The 23,001-nt window shown below is 64.9% G+C and carries 29 protein-coding genes and 1 riboswitch; of the genes, 9 read left to right on the top strand and 20 right to left on the bottom strand.

Features of this window, described 5'->3' with window-relative positions; genetic code table 11:
- Window positions 1–15: 15 nt before the first annotated feature.
- Window positions 16–141, bottom strand: a riboswitch (TPP riboswitch).
- A 45-nt stretch (window positions 142–186) separates the two neighbouring features.
- From ACREB4_RS01915 to ACREB4_RS01880, 8 genes are all read right to left on the bottom strand, one after another.
- Window positions 187–393 carry a hypothetical protein gene (locus ACREB4_RS01915; RefSeq protein ID WP_431586498.1) on the bottom strand — a complete coding sequence of 69 codons (207 nt, stop codon included), beginning with the start codon at window positions 391–393 and terminating at the stop codon, window positions 187–189.
- A gap of 127 nt (window positions 394–520) precedes the next feature.
- Window positions 521–763: a hypothetical protein gene (locus ACREB4_RS01910; protein ID WP_431586497.1), complete on the bottom strand. Its 243-nt coding sequence runs from the start codon at window positions 761–763 to the stop codon at window positions 521–523.
- Between the two features lie 4 nt (window positions 764–767).
- The gene (gene feoB, locus ACREB4_RS01905) at window positions 768–2,663 is read right to left on the bottom strand and encodes a ferrous iron transporter B (protein ID WP_431586496.1); all 1,896 of its coding nucleotides are present in this window, start codon (window positions 2,661–2,663) and stop codon (window positions 768–770) included.
- Window positions 2,664–2,691: 28 nt separating this feature from the next.
- Window positions 2,692–2,970 carry a FeoA family protein gene (locus tag ACREB4_RS01900; RefSeq protein ID WP_431586495.1) on the bottom strand — a complete coding sequence of 93 codons (279 nt, stop codon included), beginning with the start codon at window positions 2,968–2,970 and terminating at the stop codon, window positions 2,692–2,694.
- Between the two features lie 73 nt (window positions 2,971–3,043).
- Entirely contained in the window at window positions 3,044–3,307 is a 264-nt protein-coding gene (locus ACREB4_RS01895) for a hypothetical protein (RefSeq protein ID WP_431586494.1), read from the bottom strand.
- Between the two features lie 100 nt (window positions 3,308–3,407).
- Window positions 3,408–3,728, bottom strand: a complete 321-nt coding sequence (locus ACREB4_RS01890; RefSeq protein WP_431586493.1) for a BON domain-containing protein — start codon at window positions 3,726–3,728, stop codon at window positions 3,408–3,410.
- 56 nt (window positions 3,729–3,784) lie between these two features.
- Window positions 3,785–3,961 carry a DUF1328 domain-containing protein gene (locus ACREB4_RS01885; RefSeq protein WP_431586492.1) on the bottom strand — a complete coding sequence of 59 codons (177 nt, stop codon included), beginning with the start codon at window positions 3,959–3,961 and terminating at the stop codon, window positions 3,785–3,787.
- 157 nt (window positions 3,962–4,118) lie between these two features.
- The gene (locus ACREB4_RS01880; RefSeq protein ID WP_431586491.1) at window positions 4,119–5,465 is read right to left on the bottom strand and encodes a CHASE3 domain-containing protein; all 1,347 of its coding nucleotides are present in this window, start codon (window positions 5,463–5,465) and stop codon (window positions 4,119–4,121) included.
- 33 nt (window positions 5,466–5,498) lie between these two features.
- Between ACREB4_RS01880 and ACREB4_RS01875 the strand changes: the two genes are divergently transcribed.
- Entirely contained in the window at window positions 5,499–6,131 is a 633-nt protein-coding gene (locus tag ACREB4_RS01875; protein WP_230180297.1) for a response regulator, read from the top strand.
- Here ACREB4_RS01875 and ACREB4_RS01870 read toward each other — a convergent pair.
- The gene (locus tag ACREB4_RS01870) at window positions 6,125–6,532 is read right to left on the bottom strand and encodes a response regulator (protein WP_431586490.1); all 408 of its coding nucleotides are present in this window, start codon (window positions 6,530–6,532) and stop codon (window positions 6,125–6,127) included. The genes ACREB4_RS01875 and ACREB4_RS01870 overlap by 7 nt on opposite strands.
- A 268-nt stretch (window positions 6,533–6,800) precedes the next feature.
- Here ACREB4_RS01870 and ACREB4_RS01865 point away from each other — a divergent pair, with 268 nt between their 5' ends.
- Window positions 6,801–7,352 carry a hypothetical protein gene (locus ACREB4_RS01865; protein WP_431586489.1) on the top strand — a complete coding sequence of 184 codons (552 nt, stop codon included), beginning with the start codon at window positions 6,801–6,803 and terminating at the stop codon, window positions 7,350–7,352.
- A 99-nt stretch (window positions 7,353–7,451) separates the two neighbouring features.
- Here ACREB4_RS01865 and ACREB4_RS01860 read toward each other — a convergent pair whose 3' ends face one another.
- From ACREB4_RS01860 to ACREB4_RS01835, 6 genes are read right to left on the bottom strand one after another with little or no spacing between them, the layout of a single operon-like run.
- Complete coding sequence (locus ACREB4_RS01860; protein ID WP_431586488.1) at window positions 7,452–8,597, bottom strand: AI-2E family transporter; 1,146 nt, start codon at window positions 8,595–8,597, stop codon at window positions 7,452–7,454.
- Window positions 8,594–9,097 (bottom strand): hypothetical protein, encoded by a 504-nt coding sequence (locus tag ACREB4_RS01855; RefSeq protein WP_431586487.1) that lies wholly within the window; start codon window positions 9,095–9,097, stop codon window positions 8,594–8,596. The genes ACREB4_RS01860 and ACREB4_RS01855 overlap by 4 nt, the downstream gene beginning before the upstream one ends.
- Window positions 9,094–9,486 (bottom strand): hypothetical protein, encoded by a 393-nt coding sequence (locus ACREB4_RS01850; RefSeq protein WP_431586486.1) that lies wholly within the window; start codon window positions 9,484–9,486, stop codon window positions 9,094–9,096. Before ACREB4_RS01850 ends, ACREB4_RS01855 begins: the two co-directional genes overlap by 4 nt.
- A gap of 34 nt (window positions 9,487–9,520) precedes the next feature.
- Window positions 9,521–9,904 (bottom strand): hypothetical protein, encoded by a 384-nt coding sequence (locus ACREB4_RS01845; RefSeq protein ID WP_431586485.1) that lies wholly within the window; start codon window positions 9,902–9,904, stop codon window positions 9,521–9,523.
- A 55-nt stretch (window positions 9,905–9,959) separates the two neighbouring features.
- A complete protein-coding gene (locus ACREB4_RS01840; protein ID WP_431586484.1) occupies window positions 9,960–10,124 on the bottom strand; it encodes a DUF1328 domain-containing protein in 165 nt (54 codons plus the stop codon).
- Window positions 10,125–10,146: 22 nt separating this feature from the next.
- Window positions 10,147–10,575, bottom strand: a complete 429-nt coding sequence (locus ACREB4_RS01835; protein ID WP_431586483.1) for a BON domain-containing protein — start codon at window positions 10,573–10,575, stop codon at window positions 10,147–10,149.
- Between the two features lie 176 nt (window positions 10,576–10,751).
- Between ACREB4_RS01835 and ACREB4_RS01830 the strand changes: the two genes are divergently transcribed.
- The 3 genes from ACREB4_RS01830 (at window position 10,752) to ACREB4_RS01820 (ending at window position 13,463) form a co-directional block, all read left to right on the top strand.
- Entirely contained in the window at window positions 10,752–11,534 is a 783-nt protein-coding gene (locus tag ACREB4_RS01830; protein WP_431586482.1) for a 3-hydroxybutyrate dehydrogenase, read from the top strand.
- 170 nt (window positions 11,535–11,704) lie between these two features.
- On the top strand, window positions 11,705–12,451 hold the full coding sequence (locus ACREB4_RS01825; RefSeq protein ID WP_431586481.1) for an OmpA family protein: 747 nt from the start codon (window positions 11,705–11,707) through the stop codon (window positions 12,449–12,451).
- Window positions 12,452–12,566: 115 nt separating this feature from the next.
- Complete coding sequence (locus tag ACREB4_RS01820) at window positions 12,567–13,463, top strand: pirin family protein (RefSeq protein ID WP_431586480.1); 897 nt, start codon at window positions 12,567–12,569, stop codon at window positions 13,461–13,463.
- On the opposite strand, the gene ACREB4_RS01815 is transcribed toward ACREB4_RS01820, so the two are convergent.
- Together ACREB4_RS01815 and ACREB4_RS01810 are read right to left on the bottom strand one after the other, a co-directional pair.
- Window positions 13,451–13,837, bottom strand: coding sequence for a hypothetical protein (locus tag ACREB4_RS01815; protein WP_431586479.1), 387 nt, complete (start codon window positions 13,835–13,837; stop codon window positions 13,451–13,453). The genes ACREB4_RS01820 and ACREB4_RS01815 overlap by 13 nt on opposite strands.
- Window positions 13,838–14,659, bottom strand: a complete 822-nt coding sequence (locus ACREB4_RS01810) for a zinc-dependent peptidase (protein ID WP_431586478.1) — start codon at window positions 14,657–14,659, stop codon at window positions 13,838–13,840.
- Between the two features lie 133 nt (window positions 14,660–14,792).
- On the opposite strand from ACREB4_RS01810, the gene ACREB4_RS01805 reads away from it, so the two are divergent.
- Genes ACREB4_RS01805 through ACREB4_RS01790 form a run of 4 tightly spaced genes read left to right on the top strand, consistent with a single transcriptional unit; the run spans window position 14,793 to window position 17,919 of the window.
- On the top strand, window positions 14,793–15,362 hold the full coding sequence (locus tag ACREB4_RS01805) for a TetR/AcrR family transcriptional regulator (RefSeq protein ID WP_431586477.1): 570 nt from the start codon (window positions 14,793–14,795) through the stop codon (window positions 15,360–15,362).
- Between the two features lie 52 nt (window positions 15,363–15,414).
- Window positions 15,415–16,548, top strand: a complete 1,134-nt coding sequence (locus tag ACREB4_RS01800) for a thiolase family protein (RefSeq protein ID WP_431586476.1) — start codon at window positions 15,415–15,417, stop codon at window positions 16,546–16,548.
- A gap of 16 nt (window positions 16,549–16,564) precedes the next feature.
- Window positions 16,565–17,023: a MaoC family dehydratase gene (locus ACREB4_RS01795; protein WP_431586475.1), complete on the top strand. Its 459-nt coding sequence runs from the start codon at window positions 16,565–16,567 to the stop codon at window positions 17,021–17,023.
- 50 nt (window positions 17,024–17,073) lie between these two features.
- Window positions 17,074–17,919: a DUF3047 domain-containing protein gene (locus ACREB4_RS01790; protein WP_431586474.1), complete on the top strand. Its 846-nt coding sequence runs from the start codon at window positions 17,074–17,076 to the stop codon at window positions 17,917–17,919.
- Here ACREB4_RS01790 and ACREB4_RS01785 read toward each other — a convergent pair.
- The 3 genes from ACREB4_RS01785 to ACREB4_RS01775 all read right to left on the bottom strand — a co-directional run bounded on the left by ACREB4_RS01785 (window position 17,892) and on the right by ACREB4_RS01775 (window position 22,936).
- Window positions 17,892–18,809, bottom strand: a complete 918-nt coding sequence (locus tag ACREB4_RS01785; RefSeq protein ID WP_431586473.1) for an alpha/beta hydrolase — start codon at window positions 18,807–18,809, stop codon at window positions 17,892–17,894. The two genes, ACREB4_RS01790 and ACREB4_RS01785, sit on opposite strands and share 28 nt — an antisense overlap.
- A gap of 109 nt (window positions 18,810–18,918) precedes the next feature.
- A complete protein-coding gene (locus tag ACREB4_RS01780; protein ID WP_431586472.1) occupies window positions 18,919–21,384 on the bottom strand; it encodes an acetamidase/formamidase family protein in 2,466 nt (821 codons plus the stop codon).
- A 100-nt stretch (window positions 21,385–21,484) separates the two neighbouring features.
- Complete coding sequence (locus ACREB4_RS01775; protein ID WP_431586471.1) at window positions 21,485–22,936, bottom strand: acetamidase/formamidase family protein; 1,452 nt, start codon at window positions 22,934–22,936, stop codon at window positions 21,485–21,487.
- Between the last annotated feature and the right edge of the window lie 65 nt (window positions 22,937–23,001).

Genomic DNA, 23,001 nt, shown 5'->3' with positions numbered 1-23,001 from the left:
TTGACAGGCGGAGGTCCACACAGGTACAGCTCTTCTTTCGCCGGTATGAGCCGGATCAAGTTCAGCGGGTTCGGAAGATTTCCATCTCAGCGCAGCACGACGAAGCTTGGTTCATCGCGAGGCACACCCCGGAGCAGTGGCTAGTGTAGTGCCAAGCCGGGGATTGTCCAGAACGGACTGCGCGTGTCAGCGGTTCAGGGCCGAGGCTTCGGTCAGGCTGCTGGCTGGCTTGACCTGCGAAGGGCTGGTGCCGCCACTGCCGTCACGGTCGAACACCAGGTGCCACACCTTCGCGGCCAACGACGGACTGGCGGCGGAGGTCGCGTCCGTGGTGGTGGGGCCTAAAAGCACGAATGCCAGGGCCAGGGGTGCGATGGCGAAAAGTGGGCGCATGGGATTGGTAGAAAACCTGATATTAAGTGGTTGCAGACCAGTGTATATCCCACTTGGCCCAGTTTGGCACCCCCAGTGCGGGGGATTTTCACCCCTGAACCGAGGGGTTGCCATGCGCCGTCAGTGGCTATTTGCTGCGCTGCCGCACGATCGTGATGCGGTGGTCACGCTGAGGCGTGTCGCCGGAGGAGCCACACTGCTTGCAGGCGCCTCCTGGCTGGCCGCAGGCGGCCTTGTTGGCAGCGTTCTGTGCCGATTTCAGGCCCAGCAACGAGGCCAGGGCCGGCCACCAGCGCCGCGCCAGGTAAATGGCCGCCAGCACCACGATGCCCAGCGCCACCAGGTCCTGCCAGAGCGGGCTGCCGTTCATCGCTTCAGGCTCCCAGCCAGGCCAAGGCCGAGTGGTAGACCACCCAGGACGCCGCGTAAGCCAGCAGGAACAGGTAGGCCGTCATGATCAAGGGCATGGTCCAGCCATTGGTTTCGCGCTTGACCACGATCATGGTGGACAGGCACTGCGGCGCGAACACATACCAGGTCATCAGGGAGAGGGCGGTGGGCAGGGACCAGGCCTGCCCGATCACGGTGGTGAGCGCGCCGGTCAGTTCATCGCCGGTCTGGGACATGGCGTACACCGTGCCCAGGGCGCTGACCGCCACTTCGCGCGCCGCCAGGCCAGGGACCAGGGCGATGCAGATCTGCCAGTTGAAACCGATGGGGGCGAAGATCACTTCGAGCGCGCGGCCAGCCAGGCCGGCCAGGCTGTAGTCGATGGCCGGCCCCGTGGCCCCAGGGGGGGGCGCAGGGTAGTTCGACAGGAACCACAGGATGACCATCAGCGCCAGGATGATGGTGCCCACGCGCGACACGAAGATCTGGGCGCGCTCCCACAAGCCCAGCAGCAGGTTGCGCGCATGAGGCCAGTGGTAGTCGGGCAATTCCATCAGCAGCGGTTGCGCGTGCGACTGCTTCATGAACAGCTTGAGCACCAGCGCCACGACCAGCCCTGCCAGGATGCCGGCCGCGTACAGGGCGAACAGCACCAGCCCTTGCAGGTTGAAGATGCCGCCCACGGTCCGGCTGGGGATGAAGGCGGCGATCAACAGCGCGTAGACCGGCAAGCGGGCCGAGCAGGTCATCAGCGGCGCGATCAGGATAGTGACCAGGCGGTCGCGCGGGTTGGCGATGGTGCGCGTGGCCATGATGCCCGGGATGGCGCAGGCGAAGCTGGAGAGCAGCGGGATGAAGGCGCGGCCCGACAGGCCCACGCTGCCCATGACGCGGTCCAGCAAAAAAGCCGCGCGCGGCAGGTAGCCGGAGTCTTCAAGCGCCAGGATGAAGAAGAAGAGGATCAGGATCTGCGGCAAGAACACCAGCACGCTGCCCGCGCCGCTGATGATGCCGTCGACCAGCAGGCCGCGCAGCATGCCCGCGCCCATGTGGGAACCGACCCAGGTGCCCAGCTCGCCCACGGAGGTGTCGATCAGTTCCATGGGGGCGGCGGCCCAACTGAACACGGCCTGGAACACCAGGAACATCAGCACGGCCAGGATCACCGGCCCGAGCAGCGGGTGCAGGGCGTACTGGTCGATCTTGGCGGTGAGGCTGGGGCCGGCGGCGGGCATGACCACGCAGCGCGCCAGCAGTTCGCTCACGCGCTGGTGGGTGGTTTCGACCGGGATGTCGGCGATGCGCTCGACGGGGCGGGTGGCGGTCTGGCCGGGCCGGCGCGACCAGTCCAGCTTGTCCAGTTGGGCCAGCAGGGCTTTCTCGCCGCCGGCTTTCACGGCCACGGCCTCGATCACGGGCACGCCCAGCGCCTGCTGCAGTTTGGCCAAGTCGATCTGGATGCCGCGCTTCTTGGCCAGGTCCATCATGTTGATGACCACCACCATGGGCACGTCCAGCGATTTCAGCTCCAGCACCATGCGCAGGTTCAGGCGCAGGTTGGTGGCATCGACCACGCAAACCAGGCCGACCGGGCTGGCCTCGCCGGCGCGCGTGCCCGCGATCACGTCGCGGGTGATGGTTTCATCGGGCGTGGCGGGCAGCAGGCTGTAAGCGCCTGGCAGGTCGAGCACGCGCCAGGCCTGGCCAGCGGGCGACACGAACTGGCCTTCCTTGCGCTCGACCGTCACGCCGGCATAGTTGCCCACCTTCTGGCGGGCGCCGGTCAGGCGATTGAACAGCGCCGTCTTGCCGCAGTTGGGGTTGCCCACCAGGGCGATCAGCGGCGAAGTGGGGATTGGCGCGAAGGCCGCATCGGACATGGCGGAAACTGCTGTTCGGAGGAAGAGGTCAGGCGTGGACGACTTCGATCAAGGAGGATTCCAGGGGGCGCATGGCGAAGGTGCTGGTGCCGACGCGCACGGCCATGGGGCCATGGCCGACGAGCACGCGGCGCAAGACCTCGACGCGTTCGCCAGGCACGAAGCCCAGCTCCATGAGGCGGCGCTTGAGTGCAGCGCCGTCTTTCGTGGCGGTGCGGATGCCCTGGATGGTGGCCACCACGTGCACCGGCAGCGTGTCGAGGGTGATGGACGACGACGAGGGTGCTGTGGGATGGGTGGGGTTCATTGCCCCATTCTAAGTTCGAATACGAACGATTCGCAACTTCTTTGTTCTGCCGGCCCATCAGGCACGGATTCGGTCAGAAGTGCAGTGCCAGTCCTGCGGTCCGAGCAGGCTGCCGGCTGGGTTTGGCCAATGGCGCAGCTGCTTGGGCTGGCTGGTGCTGGCCGCAGCCGCACCGGTGTGCAAAAGCCGGAATCCTGGCGTCGTCTTCATCGATGGCCCGGGTGGTGGGCTCTGCCAAGGTGCAGGCCGGGTCCGTTTCTCCGGGGCCAGGGGTGCCGCCAAAAAACCAGACGTCAAAACCATCCATGGACTGTGCGTTGGCAGTGTGATTGTTCATGGGTCCTCCCTGTCATGGCAACGCCACGCCGAACAGAGCTGAGGCAACTGTTTCGGCGTGGCGCCACATTTCTGTGTCTTTCAGAAAGTCAGCTCATGCCTCAGGGGCGGACGGCGACTTCGTTCTTGACCGACTTCACGCCCTTGACTTCGCGGGCAATCGCGGCGGCAGAATCCTTCTCGTTCTGGCTCTTGGCGAAGCCCGACAGCAGCACGGTGCCGTTCAAGGTTTCGACGTGGATGGACGCGGCGTCCACCGACTTGGCGTCCACGAACTTGGCCTTGATCTTGGTGGTGATCGTGGCGTCGTCAACGTACTCGCCCACGGTCGATTGATCACGGGTCACGGCGCAGCCGGGAATGATGATCAAGGAAGAGGCGGCCAGGGCCAGGACAGCGGCGGTGCGTTTGTTGAAGATCATGGAAATTCTCCTTTTTGGGAACTGATTGACTAACTGAATGAATGAAACCGGACGACTCACTTCTTGATGGCGCCGATGCCCAGCAAGGCCAGGCCGACCACCACGATGAAGAGGACGAGGAACAGCACGAACAGGAACTTGGAGATGCTGGCCGCGCCAGCCGCGATGCCTGTGAAGCCGAACACGCCGGCCACCAAGGCGATCAGAGCGAATATCAGGGCCCACTTCAGCATGTCGATCTCCAGGTCGTTGTTTGTCTGTCGATGTGCTCACTTTAGGTTTTGTCCCTGTCGCCAGGCATCAGCGTTCCGCGCATTCCCATGTAGGACGACGCCCCGTCCAACTGTCGTCGAACGGGGCGTTCAGCCCATAGAAACAGGGGGGGCTGACTCAGCTGCTTTGCGGCACGGTGGCGCCGATGCGCGTGCCCTGGCCCGGGGCAGACCGCAGGGTCAGTTCGCCCCCTTCGGCCTCGACCCGGTAACGCATGCCCAGCAAGCCGTGCGCGGAGCTGGGTTGTTGCGAGGGGTCGAAGCCCGTGCCGTCGTCCTGCACGGTGATGCAGGCCAGGCCGTCCTGCGTGCCCAACTCCACGGTCACCGTTTTGGCCTTGGCGTACTTGGCGATGTTCGTGAAGGCCTCTTGCACCAGGCGGTAGACGGTCAGCGACGCGGCCGGGCTCAGGTTGACGGGATTCAGGTGGCAATCGACCTGCAATCCCGTGCGGGTGGCGAATTCGCGCGACTGGATCTCCAGGGCGGCCACCAAGCCCAGGGTGCTGAGGGAGGAGGGGCACAGGTCTTCGACGATGCGGCGCTTGAGGGCGATCACCTCATTGAGGTTCTCATTGAGGTGGCTCAGGCGTTCGGCCAGTTCGGGGGTGAGCGCGCCCAATCGCGATTTGATGCGGGCGGCGTCGAGCTTGGCCGCGGTGAGCAGGGCGCCCAGCTCGTCGTGCAGTTCCCTGGCCAGCCGGCCACGCTCGTCCTCGCGGATGGTCTGCAGGTAGCGCGTCAGGTCGGTGAGGTGGGTGGTGCGCCGCTTGACCTCGAACTCCAGTTGGTCGCGCTCGGCCTGGATGGCCTCGCTCTGCGCCAGGCGCTGCGCGTTGAGGGCATTGGTTTGCGCCAGGAACATGGTCAGGGCCAGGAAACTGATCGCGGTCATGGCGGCCACGCCGATGCGGTTGAGCATCAGGGTGTTGTGCACGTCTTCGCGGGCGGTGTTGACCTTGACGGTCTCACCCTGGAGCAATTGCGTGGCCACGGTGCGCACGGATTCCATGTCCTGCTGGCCGATGTTGGACAGCACCATGGCCCGCCAGGCTTCCTCCTTGCCTTCGTCGTGCAGGCGGATGGTGATGGCCACTTCGCCCAGCTTGCGTTGCGTCAGGAGCTGCAATTCCTGGGCGCCTTTTTGGCTGGCGCCATCCTTGGCGTAATACTGCATCAGCCACTTCAGGGCGGCATTGCTGTCGTCGATGGCGCCGTTGAGGGGCGTGAGGTATTCCTTGCGGCTGGTCAGCAGGTAGCCGCGCTGGCTGGTTTCGGCGTCGACCAGGCGGCGCATCAGTGTGTTGATCTGCGTGCGCGCCTGCGCCATCATGCTCATGTCGTCGAGCGAGTCGGTGGCCTGCCAGTACGAGGTCTCGCTGATGAACAGCATCGCCAACGCCGCCAATGCTGCCAAAGGGAAAGCATAGGCGCTGCGTTTGATCTGTGACAGACTTATCATCATGTCATCCTACTTCCAACTGATCGACCGTCGACCATGATCCGAATTGCCATCATTGACGACCACGCCATCGTGCGCGCCGGACTGCGTCAGTTTTTCTCCGACCAGGTGGACCTGAAGGTCACCGGCGAGGCCTCCACCGGGCGCGAAGCCTTGGAACTGGTGCGTGCCGGTGATGTCGATGTCCTGGTGATGGACTTGTCCATGCCCGACCAGAGCGGTGTCGATGCCTTGGCGGCCATCCGAGCCCGCGCGCCCGACCTGCCGGTGCTGATCCTGAGCGGCTTCCCCGAAGAACATTACGCGCTCACCTTGTTGCGCCAGGGCGCCAGTGGTTACCTGAACAAGGAGTGCGATCCCGAAGAAATCGTCAAGGCGATCCGCACCGTGTTCCGAGGCCGCAAGTACATCACCGCCGGCGTGGCAGAGATGCTGGCCGATGGCCTGGGCGGCGATCCTGAAAAGTCTTTGCACGAACAGCTGTCAGAGCGCGAGTTCCAGGTTTTCCTGCGGCTGGCCAAGGGTGAGACCATCGGCCACATGGCCGACAGCATGTCCTTGAGCGTCAAGACCGTGAGCACCTACCGCTCGCGGGTGATGGAGAAGATGAACCTGGCCTCGAACAGCGACCTGACTTATTACGCGCTGAAGAACGGCCTGATTCAGTGAGCATCGGTGGGGACGCCTGAGGCTCCCCCGTTGACCAGCGCCACGCAATAGTCGATGAGGCTGTCGATCTCGTTGGACTTGTCGAAGACCTGGTCGGCGCCCAATTCCAGGCAGCGGCGGCGCATGTCGGGCGTGGCGTAATTGCTGAGCACGACGTGCTTGCGCAACGAAGGCGCCTGCTGGGTTTTTTGCAACACACCCAGCCCCGAACCACGCTTGATGAAGATGTCGACGATGACCAGATCGCAAACGTTGTCGCCATCGTTGAGCCAGGCCACGGCGTGCGCTTCGTCTTCCGCGGTGCCAACCACCTGCAGAGACACCATCTCTTCCAGCGTCGCGATGAGGTTCTCTCGAATCACCGGGCTGTCTTCAACGATGAAGGCTTTGAGGGGGGTCATTGACTGCTCGGTTCGCGGCTGTGGGGCGGTTTGGGTAGCTTGAATTATCACTGCGGCCATGGGCCCGTGCCAATTGGAATAAGGCTTGGCTGTTTGTAGGAGGGCACCTACAGTTCGGGCATGGGCTGTGGTTTTTGTTTTGCGTAGGACAAAAACTACGCGCGCTTGCGGCACCGTCCGGTTGGGTTGGCGGCGTGGATCTGGACACTGGAGGTCAACCTGTCAGCGATGGCAGGTCACAAAACCTAACTACTCGCAAGGAAACACCATGTCCAAGACCACCACCATCCAAGCAGCTGTCCTGGCCGCCTGTCTGAGCGCCGTGTCGTTTGCCAACGCCGCCGGCACGATCAACAAAGCCGACTACCGTGCTGGCAAGGACGCCGCCACCGCCACCTACAAGGCAGACAAGGAAGCTTGCGACAAGCTGGCCGACAACGCCAAGGACATCTGCCAAGCAGAAGCCAAGGCCAAAGAAAAGGTCACCAAGGCCGAACTGGAATACAACTACACCGGCAAGGTGGGCGACCGCAAGCACCTGGCCGACGTGAAGGCTGAAACGGCTTACGACGTGGCCAAGGAAAAGTGCGACGACAAGACCGGCAATGACAAGGATGTCTGCGTGAAGGAAGCCAAGGCCGCCGAGACCAAGGCCAAGGCCGAAGCCAAGCTGAACAAGGAAGTGACCAACGCTTCCAAGGACGCCGTGGAAGACAAGGTCAGCGCCGAATACAAGGTGGCCAAGGAGAAGTGCGATGCCCTGTCGGGCGATGCCAAGTCCAGCTGCATGGACAGCGCCAAGATGCACTACAAGAAGTAAGTTGAAGAGCCCCCTGGGTGGGGCTTCTTCACCAAGCAAAGGGCCTGCACCACGGTGCAGGCCCTTTGCATTGGGCGCTCTTGGCGCCTCCTGGGCGGTTCAACCTTGCATCAACCTGGCCAATCCCTTGCCGGAAGGACTGTGTTCCGCCGCCACTTTGAAGAGCACCACCAGCACTGGGCCGAGGAACAAGCCCCACACTCCCCAAAGCCCGCCCCAGAATACCAGGCCGATGAACACGGCCGCCGAGTTCATCTTGGCGGCGCGGCCCTGAAGCCAGGCGGTCACGATGGTGCCGATGACGGTGGACAGCACGACGATGAAGCCGGCCATGCCCAGGCCTGCTGCCCAGCTGCCATGGGCCAGGAAGCTTTCGGCTGCGCTCAGGCAGGTCAGCAATGCCATGCCCATGTAAGGCACCACGTGCAGCACCGCCGCCGTGACCCCCCAACCGGCCGCGTCGGGCATGCTGGTCAGCGAAAAAACGGCCCACACGGCCAAGCCGATGATGGCGTTGGTCAACAGGAGCACGCCCGCGTAGATGCGAACCTGGCGCGCGCACTCGTGCATGCCGTGATCGACCCGCAGCTTGGCGTTGGATTGTTCATCCCATTGGTCGATGAAGCGCTTGACCAGCGTTTGCCCGCCGATCAGGATGAAGAAGGCCACAAAGAGGATGATGGCGAAGTCGCTCATGAAGTGCAGCAAGGCGCTGGAGCCCGTGACGGCGGTCTGCTTCAAGGCCAGGGTCGCGCTGTCGATCAGGGGCGAGTCCGCGCTAGGGCCTGTGGGCGGCGGCATGGTGAGCTTCTGCGGTGCCAATGGGACGGTGGGCCGAGGTGAGGTCACGCCGGTGAGGCGGCTGGCGGCGCGGTCCAGCCGTTCCAGCGCTTCGCGCGAGCGGGACACGATGGAGTCGGGCGCAGGGTCGGCATCGGCAATGCGTTCGGCTGCCAGCGAAATCATGCCGGGCAGGCGGTCGGTGACGCGCAGCATCTGGCTGCCGAAGACCAAGGCGGCGCCGCTGATCAAGCCCACCACCAGGATGAGCGCGATCACCGTGCCCGCGACTCGGCTGCGGATCAGGCGTTCCAGCGCGTCCACGATCGGGGCCACCAGCACCGAGAGGATCAGGCCGGCGACCAGCGGGATGATGAACTGCTGGCCCGACCACAGCGCCATGATGATGGCCAGCGTGGCCAGGACCGTGCCAGCCACGCTGCTGCGTGGAAGGGGCCGCCTCATGTCGAGGACCGTGGGCGTGGTGTGGACAGTTGGTGGATCCAGGTGATGAAGTTGTTGGCCAGTGTGCCCACGAAGGGCTGCTTGATGAGGCCCAGCACCGATTGCGAGACCACACCCTTCAAAAGCAGCGACTTGACCAAGCCGCGGCCCGGGCGGAACCAGACCAGCGAGCCGCCAATGGCGGCAGCCACCAGCACCAGTGCCAGCGGATGCTTCATGGCCACGGGTTGCAGCGCTTCTCGGAACAGGCCGCCCGCCAGGTGGGTGGCGGGGCGCCAGGGGTGGCTCTCCCACCAGCCTTGCACGGCATTGAAGGCGGAGGACAGCATCGGGTGGTCCCGAAGGTCTTTCATCCAGGCCTGAAATTGATCGCTGATGGGGTGGTCCGGCGAGCCGTCCTCGTCAGACTCTTCGTCTTCATGGCTCAGCCATTGCCGGATGCGTTCACGCGATTGCTGAAGGCGGAGCTCGGCGGGCCGCGGTGCGCGGGGCTTGCTCATGAGGCGGTCGCTTGCTTGAGCATGGCGATGTCGGCGGCGATTTGTTGGCGAAGCACCAGGAAGCCCGGCGTGCGCTCTTCTTGTTTCATGACGATGGCCAGTGCGGTGCAGACGGCCGCCATGCTGGCGGGCACCAGCCACAAGGCCCAGGGCAGCTGCAGTTGCCGCAATTGCGCCTCGGGCGTGATCAGCCACAGCATCAGGCAGACACCCGTCAGGATCACGGTCACGGTGAGCAGCAAGGCCAGCACCGCGAACATGACCCAATGGCGTCTGAACTGACCCTGGAAGTGACCCACTTCGTCCCCCAACAACTCCGCATAGGATTGCAGGTGGTTGGCCAGCAGCTCTGGCTCGGTGGCCATCAGTTGCAGCAGCGGACGAATCATGTGGGCACCTCCCGGTCAGGCCTGAAAGCGTGGTTTACACGCGGTCGCGGTTGCGCGTCACGAGGCGTGCGATCGCGAACAGGGCGGCACCAGCGGCTGCGGCGATCAGCACCGACTTGACGGGCTCTTCCTTGATGTAGCCCACGGTGGAGTTGGCCGCGTTGGTGGCCTGCAGGCGTGCACGCTTGGAGCCATCGCGCAGGGTGTCGACGGTCTTGCGGGTCAGGGCTTCGGCCTGGGCCGCCAGGCGGCTGATGACCGGGGCGGCGTGGTCGCCAGCTTCATGCACCTTGTCAGACAGCTTGTCCAGCGTGCTGTTGGCAGCGCGTTGGGTCGACTTGATGGCGTCGTCGGCGTTCTGGGTGGCGTCGTCGGCGAGTTGCGAAGCGGTTTGTTGCACGGACTTGATGGTAGTCATGAGGATTCCTTTCGGTGAGTTATCAACAGCTATCGAAGAGCAGGACTGACGGGCGTCAGGCTTTCTTGATCAGGCTGACGAGGAAGCTGGCGACGGCCAGCACGGCAAAAACCACGAACAACAATTTGGCGATGCCAGCGGCGCTGGCGGCAATGCCACCAAAGCCGAACAGGGCCGCGATGATCGCGATCACGAAAAAGACAACGGCGTAGTGCAGCATGGTGTGCTCCTGTGTGTGAGGGTTAGGACTTCTTCTCGACCTTCAATTGGTTGTCAACGGTGACCACGCCGCTCACGGCCGAGGCCATGGTGGTGGCCCGGTCACGGGCTTCGCTGTCAGGCGCGGTGCCGCTCAGGCGCACGCGGCCGTTGTCGGTGTCCACGTTGATCTTGATGGCGCTGAGCTTGGGGTCGGCCGCCAACTGCGCATTCACGCGGGTGGTGATGGCCGCGTCGTTCAGGGCCGCGGACGAATCCTGCTTGGCCTCGGCGGCGTTGACCTTGGCTTCAGCTTGAAGCTGGTCTGTTTTCCGCTCGGTCTTGGCGATGGCGCTGTCCAGCTTTTGGCCAGCGGTTTCATGGTCAGTCGTCGGCGTTTTGTGGTTGTCGCAGGCGGCCAGTGCCAACAGGCTGGCGGCCAGGGGTGCGATCAGCAAGGTGCGGTGTTTCATGTGGTCTTCCTTCCGTGTTCATGGGTTGTCAACCTGTGATTTCAGAATAGGCGCGGCCTGGGTGGGCCGGCATCAGTCAAAGCCACGGCGTGGTGTCAGACAACGCCGACAGACTGGGTATTCAAAGCCGACTAAGCTGGGTCGGCATCCCGCTTCCACCCTCACAGGACATCAACATGTTGCTCAAAGACAAGACGGCCTTCATCACCGGATCGGCCAGTGGCATTGGCAAGGAAATCGCGACCTTGTTCGCCAAGGAAGGCGCCAGGATCGTGATCGCGGACATGAACAAGGCAGCGGCCGATGCCACCGCCGCGGAATTGGTGGCCACGGGCGCGCAGGCCATCGGCGTGGTCGTGGACGTGACCCAGGAAGACCAGGTCAACCAGGCGGTGCAGGCCACCGTGGACCGCTTTGGATCGGTGGATATTCTGGTCAGCAACGCGGGGGTGCAGATCGTGCACCCTGTCGAGGAATTCGAGTTCGCCGACTGGAAAAAGATGCTGGCCATTCACCTGGACGGTGCATTCCTCACCACCAAGGCTTGCCTGAAGCACATGTACAGCGGCGGCAAGGGAGGCACCGTCATCTACATGGGATCGGTGCACTCCAAGGAAGCATCCTTGTTGAAGGCCCCTTACGTGACCGCCAAACACGGCCTGATCGGCCTGGCCAAGACCGTGGCCAAGGAGGGCGCCAAGCACAAGGTGCGCGCCAATGTGATTTGCCCCGGTTTCGTGCGCACCCCTTTGGTGGACAAGCAGATCCCCGAGCAGGCCAAGACGCTGGGCATCACCGAAGACGAGGTGATCAAGAACGTGATGCTCAAGGAAACGGTGGATGGCGAGTTCACCACGACGGAGGACGTGGCACAGGTGGCCCTGCTGTTCGCGGCTTTCCCGACCAATGCCTTGACCGGCCAGTCGCTGGTGGTCAGCCATGGTTGGTTCATGCAGTGAGGCCGCACCGCCAGCCATCGGCATCGGCCGACAGCAATATCGGCGGTGTCCTACAGGCTTCTAGGGCATGCCCGACAGATCGTGCCTGCCCCTGTCTTCACAATGGATTTCAACGAGAAGCGTGAAGCTTCCGAACTACCCCAGCTTTTATTGTGTTGAAAGGAATGATCATGAATCGCAAATTGATGGCGGCTGCACTTGTGGTGTGTGCTGCGTTTGGTGTGTCGAACAGTGTGCGTGCGCAGAGTCTGCCGTCGATCACCGTGCCGCCTTCGTCGACGAACACCCCCTACGTTCTCGATTCGCAGCGCATGATCGTCCGCAATTCGACCGGCGAATGCTGGCGCACCGGCTACTGGTCGGTGGAACTGGCCCAGAGCACCCCGGTGGTCGGCAGCGACTTTCCCGCGGGCTGCATTTGCGACAAGCCTCTGATGCCCAAGGCGGTGTGCGAACCCAAGCCCGTGGCCGTGGTGACGCCGCCACCCGAACCCATGGCACCGCCTCCTGCTCCGGTGCCCACCTCGCAAAAGGTGACGATCCCGGCCGATGCGCTGTTCGCCTTTGACAAGTCGGTGCTGTCGTCCACTGGCAAGGACACCCTGACGGCCTTCGCCGACAAGCTCAAGACCTTGAACCTGGAAGCCGTGGTGGCCGTGGGCCACACCGACCGCATCGGGTCCGAAGCCTACAACCAGAAGCTGTCCGAGCGCCGCGCCCAATCGGTCAAGGATTTCCTGGTGGGCCAGGGTGTGCCGGCTGAACGCATCTACATCGAAGGCCGCGGCGAGAGCCAACCGGTGACCACCGATTGCGACGCCAAGAAGGGCGCCGACAACGCGAAGAACAAGAAGCTGGTCGAGTGCCTGGCACCTGACCGCCGCGTGATCATCGAGGCGGTTGGTTCCCCTCGCTGACCGGCCCGGGCTGAACAAGCCCGGACAGGACAAGACCCGGCCAGGGTGACCTGGCCGGGTTTTTTTTTGCGCTGATCGGCAGGCACAATGGACGACAGGCAGACAAGGAAGCAGCATGGGGATCACATTGACATTGACCGGACACCAGACCGATTTGGGCGGTGGCTTCGTGGTGCGCCGCATGCTGCCGGCAGGGGTGCGTCAATCGGTCGGTCCCTTCATCTTCTTCGACCATTTCGGGCCAGTGGTGCAGCCGCCCAGCATGAACACCGATGTGCGGCCACACCCGCACATCGGGCTGGCCACGGTGACCTACCTCTACGAGGGCGCGATGATGCACCGCGACAACCTGGGCACGGTGCAGCGCATCGAGCCCGGCGCCATCAACTGGATGAGCGCAGGCCGCGGCATCGTGCATTCGGAGCGCACGCCCGAGGACCTGAAGCGGGCCGATCGCCGCACGCATGGATTGCAGTTGTGGGTGGCCTTGCCACAGTCGCAGGAGGAATCGGCCCCAACCTTCGCGCACACCCCGGCCGACCTCATCCCCGAGCTGACACAGGAAGGCGCACGCGTCCGCGTGCTGGTGGGCACCGCCTGGGGCTTGACTTCGCCAGTGCAGGCGCTGTCACCCACCTTGTACCTGGACATCCAACTGGCTGCGGGGCAGAGTCTGACCTTGCCCAAGCTGGCCGAGGAAGCCGCCATCTACGCCATCGACCAGCCCCTGAGCCTGGATGGCGAGGCCGTGGCGCCGCACACGATGGTGGTGCTGAACGACGAGGGGGCGGGGCTGCTGAGCAATCCGTCCGACACCGAGGCCCGCCTGGTCATCATTGGTGGGGCGCCGCTGGATGGGCACCGCTTCATCTGGTGGAACTTCGTGTCGACCCAGAAGGAGCGCATCGTGCAGGCCGCGCAGGATTGGGAGGCCGGCTTGTTCAAGAGCGTGCCCGGGGACGACCAGGAGCGCATCGAGTTGCCGCCCAAGCGGCCTTATCAGCAGGCGTAAGACGTCTGGAAATGGGGGGCTGCGGGCGGCAGGCCGTGCACCGCCCCGGCCGACAAGGCCAGCGTGGTGCCCGACTTGAAGTTGAATTCGGCGCGGACATCGCCCAGGGCCTCGAACGGCACGGGGATGTGCCGGTGCCGGACGCCGTTGATGGTCAGCAGGCTGTCGGACAGCGCGCCAAGGCACAGTGCAGGATCGCCCGCCGCCGCGGTGACCCCGGAAAAGCGCAGTTCAAGGCCTTTGACATGGCCTTCTTCCAGGGCCCCGTCTACTCTCCGCCGCACCGCCGCGGCTGAAAATCGCAAGCAGGCCTGGCCGTCGGTCACTTCAGTCCATTGCACTTCCGAGCCGTGGAATTCAAGGGTCCAGTCCATTCACCAGCTCAGCGGGTTGACGCGGTAGAAATCGCACAGTTCATGGTACAGGGTGGGGTACCGCTCGGCCAAAGGGCCTGGCCGCTCGAAGAAGGTCTCGGAGGCCACGGCGAAGAACTCGGCGGGGTCGGTGGCGCCGTAGTGATCGAACAGGGATTCTTCGTCGCCGTGCGCGGCTTCGTCCTGCAGTTGCTCGAAGGCTTCGTGCATCACGCGCGACCAGCGCCGGTAACGTTCCGGCCCGGGCAGGTTGGGGGCGCCATTGGCCAGGCCGGTTTCCTGGTCCAACTGGTGCGCGAACTCGTGGATGACCACGTTGTAGGCGTCGTCCGGGGTGGCCGCGCCCTCCAGGGCGTCCTGCCAGGACAGGATCACCTGACCTTGCGACCAGGACTCACCGGTCAAGACTTGGCGCTGGTGGTCTTGCAGCACGCCGGTTTCGTCGGTGTGTACCTTGTCCACGATGAAGGCGCCTGGGTAGACCAGGATCTGGCGCAGGCCGGGGTAGTAATCCGTGTGCGGTCGGTTGAGGATGAGCAGGCAGGCCTGCGCGGCGATGGTGACGCGGATCTCGTCGGTGATGGCCAGGCCAGCGCAGCCAATGAAAGCCTTCTCGGCCAGGAAGACCTGGATGTGTTTTTTGAGCTGCAGTTGCAGGTCGGCGGGCAGGGCGCGCAGGTAAGGCACGCGTTTTTTCAGGATCTGGCGCCAAGCCTCGGGGAAGGGCTGTGCTCGCCAGCGCCGCCGCCGCCATTCCTGCAGGTGCGGTTGGCCGAGCAGCCACGCGACCAGCAGCAGGGCCAGGGCGGTGACGATGAGCATGGGCAAGGTGGACTCCTGAAGCGTGCTGGCCTGCTCCTGCTACCTGGGGTCGTGCCCCGGGGATTCAAGCCGGCCAATGTGATTGTGAAGGCATGGTTGACACCGCATGTTGCCTACCTTACAGTAGGTAGGCATGAGCACCACCACCCTCCAAGCTGACATCAGCACCCGCGACCACATCTTGAAGGTCGCGCGCGAGTTGATGCAGACGCGCTCTTACCTGGGTTTCAGTTTCCAGGACATCGCCGAGCGCGTGGGCATCCGCAAGGCCAGCCTGTACCACCACTTCCCCTCGAAGGAATCCCTGGGTGTGGCGGTGTTGAACGAGGCCGCGGGCCAGTTTCAGGATTGGGCGGCCACCCGCACCGGCACGCCCGAAAGCCAGCTGCGCTCCTACTTTCGGATGCTGCGCAATGCCCTGGGCGCTGGCAGGCGAGTCTGCCCCGCGGGTTCGGTGGTGCCAGGTTGGGACTGCATGAACGAAGACCTGCGCGAGGCGGTGCGCCACCTGCGTGCCGGCCAGGTGCGCTGGTTGACCGCTGTGCTGCGGCAAATGCCCAAAGTGGCATCGCCCGACAGCACGGCGGCCCATGTCTTTGCCCTGGGCCAGGGGGCTTTGCTCGCGGCGCGTGCCACGGGGCAGGCCCAAGATTTCGATGAAGCGGTGGCGCCCGCCTATGCGCTGTTGGGCTTGCCTGAGTGAGCCCTTTTTTTGACCGCAAAAACTACCTACTGGATGGTAGAAGGAGATTGTCATGAAAGCCGTCATCGCTGGCTATGCCCGCTCACCTTTCCATTTCGCCAACAAAGGCGCCCTGGCCAAGACCCGGCCCGACGACCTGGCGGCCCAGGTGGTCAAGGGCCTGCTGCAGCGCACCGACCTGGACCCGGCCTTGCTGGAAGACGTGATCCTGGGCTGCGCCTACCCGGAGTCGTCGCAAGGCAACAACCTGGGGCGCGTCGTCGGGCTGCTGGCCGGCCTGCCGCACGCCGTGCCGGGCATGACGGTGAACCGCTTCTGCGGCTCGTCCATGCAGGCCATCCACATCGCCGCCGCGCAGATCGAGGCTGGCATGGGCGAGGCCTTCCTGTGCGTGGGCGTCGAGTCGATGACCATGGTGCCGCAGGGCGGTTTCAACTTCTCGCCCAGCCCGGAACTGTTCGAGCACACCGATGCCTACATCACCATGGGCGAGACCGCCGAGAACGTGGCCGAGCGCTGGAATGTGGCCCGGGCCGACCAGGAACTGCTGGCCATGCAGTCGCACCAGAAAGCCGCGGCCGCGCGTGAAGCCGGGCGCCTGAAGGACGAGATCATCCCGATCCGCACCCCGGCGGGTGAATTGATCGAGGCCGATGGTTGCATCCGGCCCAGCACCTCGCTGGAAGCGCTGGCCGCCTTGAAGCCCGTGTTCCGCCCGACGGGCGTGGTCACGGCCGGCACCTCGTCGCCGCTGACCGATGGCGCCTCGGTGGTGCTGGTGACCAGCGATGCCTTCGCCGCGCGCCATGGACTGAAGGCCACCGCCCGCATCAAATCCTTCGCCTCGGTGGGGGTGGACCCGGCCGTCATGGGCATCGGCCCGATCCCGGCCACGCGCAAAGCCTTGGCCCGCGCCGGTTTGCAAGTGGCCGACCTGGACGTGGTCGAGATCAACGAGGCCTTTGGCTCGCAAGCCTTGGCCTGCATCCGCGACCTGGGCCTGAACCCGGCCACGGTGAACCTGGACGGCGGCGGCCTGGCCATTGGCCACCCGCTGGGCGCCACGGGGGCGCGCATCACGGGCAAGGCCGCGGCGCTCTTGGTGCGCGAGAACGGGCGCTATGCCTTGTCCACCCAGTGCATTGGCGGTGGTCAGGGCATCGCCACCATCCTGGAACGCGTTTGACTGAAAGACGATGACGATGAGCGCGCAAAAACTCTTCCTGGACGACTTCACCGTGGGCCAGCGCTTCGTGAGCGGCGAACATGCGCTCGACGAGGCGCAGATCAAGGCCTTCGCGGGCCAATTCGATCCGCAGCCTTTTCACCTGGACGATGAGGCCGCCAAGGCCACGCTTTTTCGTGGCCTGGCGGCCAGCGGCTGGCACACGGCGGCCCTCACCATGCGCCTGATGGTGCAGGGCGGCTTCCCTGTCGAGGGGGGGATCGTCGGGGCGGGAGGCGAGATCAGCTGGCCCAAGCCCACGCGCGCGGGCGATGTGCTGCACGTCGAGAGCGAAGTGCTGTCGTTGACGCCGTCGAAGTCCAAGCCTCACCAGGGCATGGTCAGCGTGCGCAGCGAGACGCGCAACCAGCAGGGCGATATCTTGCAGGTGCTGGTGGCGAAGCTGGTGGTGCCCAGGCGGGTGTCGGGCAGCTGACACGCGGAGACGGTAGGATGGCGGGCTGTTCAGGTGGCTTGGTCAGTGCCATGAGTCCTCGCAAGTTGTCTTCCCCTCCTTCTCGTTTTCCTTCGGTCAACCTTCAACGTCGCCAGTGGCTGTCGTCCGCTTCCGGGCTGGGCCTGGCGGTGGCTGGCGGCGGCCTGCTGTCAGGGTTGTCGGGCTGTGCCAGCCGGCCGGTGGCGCCAGCGGGCGCGGTGGGCCGCACCCAGGTGCCCGCCTTCTCGCGTGTGGGCGCGGGCCAGATGCCCGAAGGCTGGATCCCTTACATCGTGCGGCGCGACCGCGAACCGACGCAGTACGACACGGCGGTGGTCGATGGCCGCAACGTGCTGCACGCGGTGGCCGACAGCGCACGGTCCGGTTTGCACTGCCCTGTCGACATCCGCCCCGAAACCACGCCTTGGGTGCGGTGGCAATGGCGGGTCGATGCCCCATGCCCTGAAGCCTCGGTGGGCGACGACGACACCGAGGACACCGCCGTGCGCCTCGTGGTGGCTTTCGACGGCGACCTGTCCAAGCTGTCCTTGCGCGACCAGTTGTTTCACGACCAGGTGCAGTTGTTCACCGGCAATGTGCTGCCTTACGCCACCCTCACGTATGTGTGGGACGGCCAGCTGCCGGTGGGCCAGGTGCTGCCTTATGCACGCACCAGCCGCATCCGCTACCAGGTGGTGGAGAGCGGGGTGGCCCGGCAAGGGCAGTGGCTGACCTATGAGCGCAATGTGGCCGATGACTTCAAGGCCATCTTTGGCGAAGCGCCAGGCCGCATCATCGACGTGGGCGTGCTCACCGACAGCGACGACTTGCAGAACCGCATCGAGGCCTGGTACGGCGACATCGTCTTTCACGGCGCGCCGCTGGCCGCCAGCTGAGCTGGCTTGGCGGAAGCCGGCGCGGGAGGCAGACTTTTCACGAAACCGCTGACCTCGCGCAAGGCCGGTGACAGCCAGCGGAAGGGTTGCGCGAACGAGACCACCAGCGAGATGTGGCCGACGTGGTCGTAGCGCTTGAACTCCACGGGCACGCCTGCCGCCGTGAGGCGCTCGGCCAGTTGCGCGCTGTTGCGTTCAGGGTTGACCTGCTTGTCTTCCTTGGCCACGCCCAGGAAGGTGCGCGGCGCTTTGGCGCCGACATGCCGGATGGGTTGTGATTCGGGCGGCACATCGGGGTGGTGGAAGGTTTCGCGGGTTTCGGGGTCTTCGATGGGGATGAAGTCGTAGGGGCCGGCCAAGCCCACCCACCCTGCCAGTTCGGACACCTGGTGGCCTTGCTGCTTCAACCAGCGCGGGTCGAGCGCGATCATGGCGGCGTTGTAGGCGCCAGCACTGTGGCCCATGACGACAACGCGACGCGGATTGCCGTTGTACCTGGCGGATTCGGTCAAGGCATAACCCACGGCCCTCGCGCAGTCGGGCAGGAAGTCCGGGTAGGTGACCTGCGGATAAAGCCGGTAGTCCGCGACCATGGCGACCATGCCGTGTGCGGCCAGGGCTTCGCCCATGAAGCGGTATTGCGCGCGCTCGCCCATGTGCCAGGTGCCGCCGTAGAAGAACACCACCACCGGGAAACCGCCATCGGGCGGTTCGCCCTTGGGCTGGTACACGTCCATCAGCTGCCGGGCTTGCGGGCCATAGGCCACGTCGGGCGTGAGGCGGTAGGTGTCGCCAGGCACCAGGGCATTGAGGGCCTGGGTGGCCGAGCAACCCGCCAGGGCGGCCAGCACGCCCAGCAGGGCCCCCAGCTTGATCCAATGTTTGAACATGGTATTTCCGATGCACTGCCTGGAAGACCTGCAGTGTTGAGGAAACCTGAGCGGGTGTCCATCGGCCGAGCGGATGGTGGGGCGTAGGCTCAGGCCTACACCGCGTGGGTCACGGGCCTTGGCCGTGCTCCGGAAAGATCGCCTTGCGGATGATGGCGTGGATGCCCAGGTTGCCATCGACCACCTGCGTGATGCCGAAATCCACCGCCACGGAGATCAATGAGATGGCCTCGTCCTCGCTGAGCCGGTGCGCCGTCATCAGGTAATGCCGGGCCTTGCGGAAGGCATCGCGCATGGCGGCTTCCAGCGACGACTTCTGGTAGACCTGCGTCTGCGCGTTGGGGCCGAGTTCGGCCAGGTGGTTGGGAAAGCTCAGGCCCTGCAGCACCCACTCGTCGTCCGTTTCCAGGAAAGGATAGTTGAGGTCGGCCATGAAGCTGCCGGCCATGTCGGCCTTCTTGTGCAGCACCAGTTGGAACACGCCGGTGAGCGAGCATTCGATGGCGGTGCCGCACAGCTCGGAGTCGCCTTGCGAGGCGTGCGGGTCGCCGACCGAGAACAGCGCGCCATCGACCGAGACGGGCAAGTAGACCTTGCTGCCTTTGCCGGCACGCCAGTTGTCGAGGTTGCCGCCGAAGTAGCCGGGCGGCACGGAGTCGACGAAGCCCAGCTCCTTGGGGGCCGTGGCCAGCACGCCGAAGTGCGGCCTGATGGGCACCACGGCCTTTGAGAGGATGCCGAACTGCTTGTCGATGGTGGCCTCATCGACCGGCACACCGGGGTAGTCGATGGTGTCGTGGCGCACGCCGAAGGGGTCGGTCTGTGGCGTCCAGCGGTAGTTGTAGACGGCCTTGGCGTGGGGCTGGGCGGCGGTGTCGTGGACCTCGTAGACGGTGACGACTTCGCGCTCTTTCGGCTCGGTCAGCAGGTCCTTGTACTGGAAGCCCCACCAGGTGGCGGCGTTGCTGCCGAAGAGCTTGCCTTGGTGCTTGGGGTGGCAGCTGGGGCGGGGCAGGATGTCGAGGATGCGGATTTCGAGCACGTCACCGGGCTCGGCGCTCTGCACGTAGACCGGGCCGGTGCAAATGTGCACGCCAAAGCCTTCGCCTGCGCCGCGGCCGAAGATGGAGGCGTCCATGGGGCCGGCGCCGCGGCGCTCCACGTTCTTGCGGTCGGCGGTCCAATGGAAGACGCTCTCGGCGCCGGGGTCGCCATCGATCATGCGCTCGCGGTCATCGCTGGCGTGCTGCGTTAGCGTCTCGATGGTGACGATGTCGCCCGAGCGCACCGACAGCGCGGGCTTGAGCGTGCGGCTGAAGTAGCCCCAGTGCACGGTCTTGTCGGAGGCGGGAATGTAGTAGTGCTGGGCCAGCGCTTCAACAGGCGTGGCCGGCGCGGTGGCGGGCGCGGCACGCTTGGGCGTCAAGGCCAGGGCGAGGGCGTAACGGGCGTGGTCGCTCAGCAGGCTCTCGAACTGGCGTTGGCGTGCGTCGCCGCTTTCCTCGCGCTGCTCCTGCGCCTGGGCACTGAGCCGGGCGTGTTCGCGGGCGCCGGCCGGTGGCACACTGCCCGGGGTGGGGCGACCGCGTTGCAGCACCTGTTGGGCGTCGAGGTGCTTCGGTGGCTCGGCGCGGTAGGCCTTGGGCGACAGGCCGAAGCGGCCCGTGAAGGCGCGGCTGAAATTGGCCGCGTCGTTGAAGCCCCAGCGGAAGCACAACTCGGCGATGGTGAAGTGCGCCAGCGCGGGGTTGGCCAGGTCGAGCCGGCAGCGCTCCAGGCGGCGCGCTTTCAGGTAGTCGCTGAAGGTGGTCGAGCCCACCTTGAACAGCTTCTGGATGTAGCGGGTGCTCAAGCCTTCGAGCCGGCCGATGTCGTCGATCACCAGGTCGGGGTCGCCCAGGCGCGCTTCCATCGAGCGGCACACGCGCCGCAGGTGGCCCAGTTGCACGGAGGTCGAATCCTCCTTGTCGTCCTCGTTCAGTTGGGACAGGCAGGCCACCAGCAGCTCGGTCAAGGTGGCTTCGATGGGCGGCAGTTCGTGGCGGCCCAGGTGGTCGAGTTCGTCGGCGATGGACTGGATGAGGTTCAAACACACGGCGCCCACGCCGGTGCGCGCCGAGACCTTGTTGAGGTTTTGCCGGCTGGTGCGCACCAGGCGCAGCACGAAGCTGGCCGATTCGAGCTTGACGACCACGGCGCGGAAATCGGTGTTCAGTTCGATGCGCCAAGTTCGGGTCGGCTCCAGCACGACGATGTCGCCGGCCGAGAGGGCCACCGTCTCATCGCCTTCGATGACCAGGCCGCTGCCGGCCAGCAAGGTGAACACCAGCACGGCCTGCCCATAGCGGTGCGCGTTGCCGGCGTGCGGCACCAGCACCTGCGGTGATGAGGACAGTTTGATGAAGACCGAGTCGAGCGCCGAGCTGCAGGACGACACGTGGCCATCGAGTGGTGGCATGGCGCGGCCTGGCGTGCCATTGCCCATCAGCACTTTTTCAAGCACCTCGGTCCAGGCGGACTGGCGCAGCTCTTCGGGGAAGGCGTTGGTGGAAAAACGCCGCAGGTCGTTCAGCATGGGACAAGGCCTTCGTGGCGGGCGTGGTCAAGGCGCATTGGTGGACACACGCGCAAGAACGGTGCCCGCCTGCGTTCGGCTCACGGCTTCAAAGCGCCCCTCAAACGCCGCGCGCCGGGAAGATGCTCTTCTTCACCACCGCGTGCACGCCCCAGTTGCCATCGACCACCTGCGTGATGCCGAAGTCCACCGCGATCGACATCAGCGAGATGGCCTCGTCCTCGTCCAGGCGCTGCGTGGTCATCAGGAAGTGGCGCATCTTGTGGTACGCGTCGCGCAGGGCCAGGTCGACGGACGACTTGCTGTAGATGGCGTTCTGCGCATCGGGGCCCAGCTCGGCCAGGTAGTTGGCGTAGCTGAAGCCATGCAGCACCCAGTCGTCCTGCGTCTCCAACAGGGGGTAGTTCAGTTCGGCCAGCGGCGTGCCAGGCAGGCTGGCCTTCTTGTGCAGGATGAGCTGGAAGGTGCCGGTGAGCGAGCACTCGATGGCGGTGCCGCACAGTTCCGAATCGCCTTGCGATGCGTGCGGGTCGCCCACCGAGAACATGGCCCCGGCCACGGCCACCGGGTAGTAGACCGTGGCGCCCTTGCCGATGCGCCAGTTGTCGATGTTGCCGCCGGTGTAGTTGGGCGGGATGGACGTGACCATGTCGAACTCGGGCGGGGCCACGCCCATGGTGCCGAAGTGCGGCCGCACGGGGATGCGGATGTTTTGCAGCACCTTGTTGTTCTTGGTGATGGTGCTGTGGTTGACGGGCACGCCGGGGTAGTCGATGGTGGGGTGGACCACGCCGAAGGGATCGGTCTGCGGTGTCCACTTGTAGTTGTAGACGGCGCGGGCCCAGTTGCGCTCGCCGGTGGCGTCCACTTCATAGATGGTGACGACTTCGCGCTTCTTGGGCTCGGTGAGCGTGTCGCCGTAATGGAAGCCCCAGTTGGCGGCGGCATTGCTGCCAAAGGCGCGGCCTTTGTACAGCGGGTTGGCGCTGGGGCGTGGTGCGACGTCGATGATGCGCACCTCGAGGATGTCGCCAGGCTCGGCGCCTTTCACGTGAACCGGGCCGGTGCAGATGTGCACGCCCTGGCCGCCACCGGCGCCGTTCTTGGCGTCCATGGGGCCGGCGCCGCGGCGGTTCACGCCTTTCTTCTGGCTGTCCCAGTGGAAGACGCTTTCGGCGCCGGCATCGCCCTTGACCATGCGCTCGGCATCGTCGTTGGCGTGGTGGGTGAGCGTTTCGATGGTGACGAAATCACCCGATTCGACCGTGACCACGGGCTTGGCCGATTTGCTGAAGTAGCCCCAGAGCACGGTGTTGGCGCTGGCGGGGATGTAGTAGTGGCTGGTCATGCCCGAGCCGGGTTTGGCGCTGGCCGCGAAGGCGCTGGGCGCCATCGACACGCTGAGCGCGCTGGCCGACACGGCCGTGCCGCTGGCCACCATGGCGTCGCGCAAGAACGACCGGCGCGCGACCTTGAACTCTTCCTTGACGTCCTTTTCAGCCTCGGGTGAGACGCCGTGGGTGCACGTGGGGCTGCAGATGTGTTTGAGCATGGGAGGCTTTCCTGTCGAATGGAATGAACGCGGGGTGCTGCGTTTCATTATTCGAGGCAGGGGCC

The organism is Aquabacterium sp., from assembly GCF_050725395.1.
Taxonomy (GTDB): Bacteria; Pseudomonadota; Gammaproteobacteria; order Burkholderiales; family Burkholderiaceae_C; genus Aquabacterium.
This window is presented reverse-complemented; position numbering and strand designations above follow the sequence as displayed.